We start from the raw sequence: 3,626 nt of genomic DNA on the forward strand, positions 1-3,626 counted from the left end.
CGGCACACAAAACTGTGTGCTAAGGCACGTTCAATTTTAAAGATTGAGAACTTAAAGTAAATGGTGCCTCGACGCGGAATCGAACCACGGACACGAGGATTTTCAATCCTCTGCTCTACCGACTGAGCTATCGAGGCACATAAACTGTGCTAACTAAAAGTTAAATAATTATTTAACTTTTAGCTTTATAAATGGTGCCGACTAACCGATTCGACGGGTAATTTGAACAGACTACTGATTACAGCTTTCTTTTCAAACTACTTTAAATAAATGGTGCCGACTAACCGAGTCGAACGGTTGACCTACTGATTACAAGTCAGTTGCTCTACCAGCTGAGCTAAGTCGGCACACAAAACTGTGTGCTAAGGCACGCGTAATAATGTTTAAACTGTTGATTAAACACCACTACTTTAATAAATGGTGCCTCGACCCGGAATCGAACCAGGGACACGAGGATTTTCAATCCTCTGCTCTACCAACTGAGCTATCGAGGCACTTAAACAGTGCTAATTAAAAATCTTAAAGGATTTTTAATGCAATTCCCACTCATCTCTAGCGACTGAGCTATCTGGGCGTGCGGCGTATTAAACGAGTTTTGCCCTTACAAGTCAACTTTTTTTTTCTTCTTTATAACTGTTTGAACGGTTTTCAGACAACTCAGTACATTTTTCATTAATAACGTTCATTTTTACCACAAATCGGGCTATAACTATAAATAAATATAACTAAATCAGACTAAAACCGTAGTGAATTATTTTTTGTAAATGTTACGATTAGCTTAGATACGTACGATAGGGACTTATCGTAGTAAAAACACATCAATTGGAAACAATCAATGCAGAGTAAATTCTCATCGCCAGTAAAAGGCTTACTGCCACTTTTTTTAATCATTAATATTGCTGTAACAGCGCTCGCTATTGTTGCCCACTCATTTTATACACAAACTGAAGTTAAGACAGCCCAACCAGTATCATCTATTAATATTGTAACGCTTGCCGATAGATTAGACTTACCTATGGTTGATGCATTAACTATGTATGGTCAAGGTAAAGTAAAACAGTTACTTGATTTAACCTCCTTATTAGACGGTGACTTTGAATATACTCTATATCGCTTCAATGCTACATCAGATACTCAGTTGGTATATAGCAGCAGTAAACCAGCCATCGCTTCTGTTAAAACTGAAAAGCACTTAAAAGAAGAAGGTATTCTGCATCACCTACTATTGTTAAACGATCAACCCATTGGCGAGCTTATTATTAAGCAAAACATACCAGCCACGCCTTTAAGCGCTCAAGATTCTCAAGTTATCGCTTACATCATCGCGATAGCGAGTGTTGCTGCATTATTTATACTTACTTTAATGTTTAATATGTACATTAATACGCGCTTACGTAAAAGTACTGACACTCTTACTCAAGAGTTACAGGCAATCACTGAAGATGCTAATTACAATAGTAATGTTGATGAGCAACTTGATATTGGTTTAGGTGTAGTAGCAAAAAACATCAACTTATTGCTACAAAAAGTACAAACTGCAATGAGCGAGAATGACTCTGCACAAAAAGAGCTTTATAAATTACAAAATGGCCTAGAAGCCGAAGTGCAAAATCGTACCTTAGCGCTTGAGCAAGCCACATTAAAAGCAGAGCGAGCAAGCGAAACTAAAACAACATTCTTAGCAACGATGAGTCACGAAATAAGAACACCGATGAATGGTGTTATAGGTACTATTGATTTACTGCGCCAGACCGAACTTGATGGCGCTCAGCATCGTTTAAGTACGATTATTCGTGAATCAGCATTTTCGTTATTGAGCATTTTGGATGATATTTTAGATTTCTCTAAAATTGAGGCTGGAAAGCTAAATATTGACCCGATCCCATTTTCGGTAACCGATACTATTGAAGAAGTTGCTCGTGTGCTCTCATCTGTTGCTAAAAAACGTGAGCTTGATTTAGAGCTAGCAATAGCACCAGATATTCCTATAAATCTTACCGGTGATAGCGTACGTGTACGTCAGGTTCTTTATAACCTATGTAGCAACGCAATTAAATTTACGAGCACTGATGAAAAAACCCAAGGGCATGTAAAAATATCAGTAGAGGTGGTACATAATACGACTGATCACTTTACCTTACGCTTTTGCGTAACTGATAACGGTAAAGGCATGTCGCAGGCACAACTACGCGAAATATTTAATCCGTTTATTCAAGCCGAAAATTCGATTACCCGAGAATATGGAGGGACAGGTTTAGGTCTTTCTATTTGTAAAAGCTTAACTGAGCTTATGCTAGGTACTATTCATGTAACTAGCCATACAGGAATTGGCAGTGAATTTACTGTTGAACTGCCGTTTAGCACATCGGGTAGAATTAAGTACGCACACAAAGGTGCATTAAATGGTAAGCAAATTGTTGTAGTTAGTAATCACCTAGAACGTGAAAAAACAATGTACCGTTATTTATCGTTTATGGGCGCTAAAATAGTTTATGCACACACAGAAGAAGAAATTGAAGAGCACCAACATTCGCAAGATATTATTTGGGTGGCTGATGGCATAGACAATATGGATAAAACAAACGCGCTGCTAAGACGCTTATTTTATTCATTAGAGGATTATAACCAACAAGTTGTTGTACTAAGTAAGCTTGATGAAGCGGCTATAAATCATAATAATATTTTTTATATTAATGCCTCTCCTTTATGTAAGTCTAACTTTATGCTGTCTATTTTAGTCGCTGCAGGTTTGCATACACCTAAACAAATTAAAAAAACCAAAACACTTAATAACTATTTAAATGTTGAGCAAGCTCGTAAATCAAACAAATTGGTTTTACTTGTTGAAGATAACCTTCTAAACCAACAAGTGCTGACCGATCAATTACACATACTAGGTTTTGGCGTTGAGATAGCAAACAACGGTGAAGAAGGCTTAGATATGTGGAGAAAAGGTGATTACTCACTTATTTTAACCGACTTACACATGCCTAAAATGTCGGGTTACGATATGGTCGAAAAAATCCGTAACGAAGCAGAGCTATTAGAATCAATTGATGCACAGCCTTACATTATTGCTGTAACAGCAAACGCACTTAAAGGCGAAAAAGAGCGTTGCTTAGCCGTAGGTATAAACGACTTCATTACCAAACCTATAGAGCTAAACGCGTTAGAGGACACTTTAAAACGCTGGAGCGATAAGCAAAGCCAAAACCCAAATGTAGTTATCCATCAAACCATGGCGCTACCTATTGATATGGAAGCGGTTGCTAAATATGTAAATGGTGACGAAGCTAAACAGTTACGCTTTTTCAAAATGTATTTAGAACAAAGCCAAGGGCTAATTAAGGGGATTAATTCAGGCGTTATGGTTAACGATTTAGATGAGATTATTGAAGGGTGTCATCAATTAAAATCGATCTCTAAAACAATTGGTGCCCTAACGGTGGCTGAACTTTCAAGTGCATTTGAAGATAAATGTAAAAAAGGTGAACTCACTACCGATGAATTAATAGACTTAAGAGATAAGTTAGAAATTGAATACTCTAAGGCAGCTCAATTTTTAAAAGAACAAATTAAAATCTCTGAGCAAGAAGATGAGTTAAGTGATTAAATAATCGCACACA

The 3,626-nt window shown here is 37.1% G+C and carries 1 protein-coding gene and 3 tRNA genes; 1 reads left to right on the top strand and 3 read right to left on the bottom strand.

The annotated features are described in order from the left end of the window. Positions 1 to 61: 61 nt before the first annotated feature. The 3 genes from GQR46_RS17530 to GQR46_RS17540 all read right to left on the bottom strand — a co-directional run bounded on the left by GQR46_RS17530 (position 62) and on the right by GQR46_RS17540 (position 494). Positions 62 to 137 (bottom strand) — tRNA-Phe (locus GQR46_RS17530). A gap of 134 nt (positions 138 to 271) precedes the next feature. Beyond that, positions 272 to 347, bottom strand: a tRNA-Thr gene (locus tag GQR46_RS17535). 71 nt (positions 348 to 418) lie between these two features. Continuing rightward, positions 419 to 494 (bottom strand) — tRNA-Phe (locus GQR46_RS17540). Between the two features lie 341 nt (positions 495 to 835). Between GQR46_RS17540 and GQR46_RS17545 the strand changes: the two genes are divergently transcribed. After that, positions 836 to 3,613, top strand: a complete 2,778-nt coding sequence (locus GQR46_RS17545; RefSeq protein WP_007582951.1) for an ATP-binding protein — start codon at positions 836 to 838, stop codon at positions 3,611 to 3,613. Positions 3,614 to 3,626: the final 13 nt, after the last annotated feature.

It is taken from the genome of Pseudoalteromonas sp. Z1A6 (genome assembly GCF_011378745.1).
Taxonomy (GTDB): domain Bacteria; phylum Pseudomonadota; class Gammaproteobacteria; order Enterobacterales; family Alteromonadaceae; genus Pseudoalteromonas; species Pseudoalteromonas arctica.

Coding starts and splice junctions, on each gene's coding strand:
- GQR46_RS17545 (WP_007582951.1), top strand. CDS start 836: ATGCAGAGTAAATTCTCATCGCCAGTAAAAGGCTTACTGCCACTTTTT.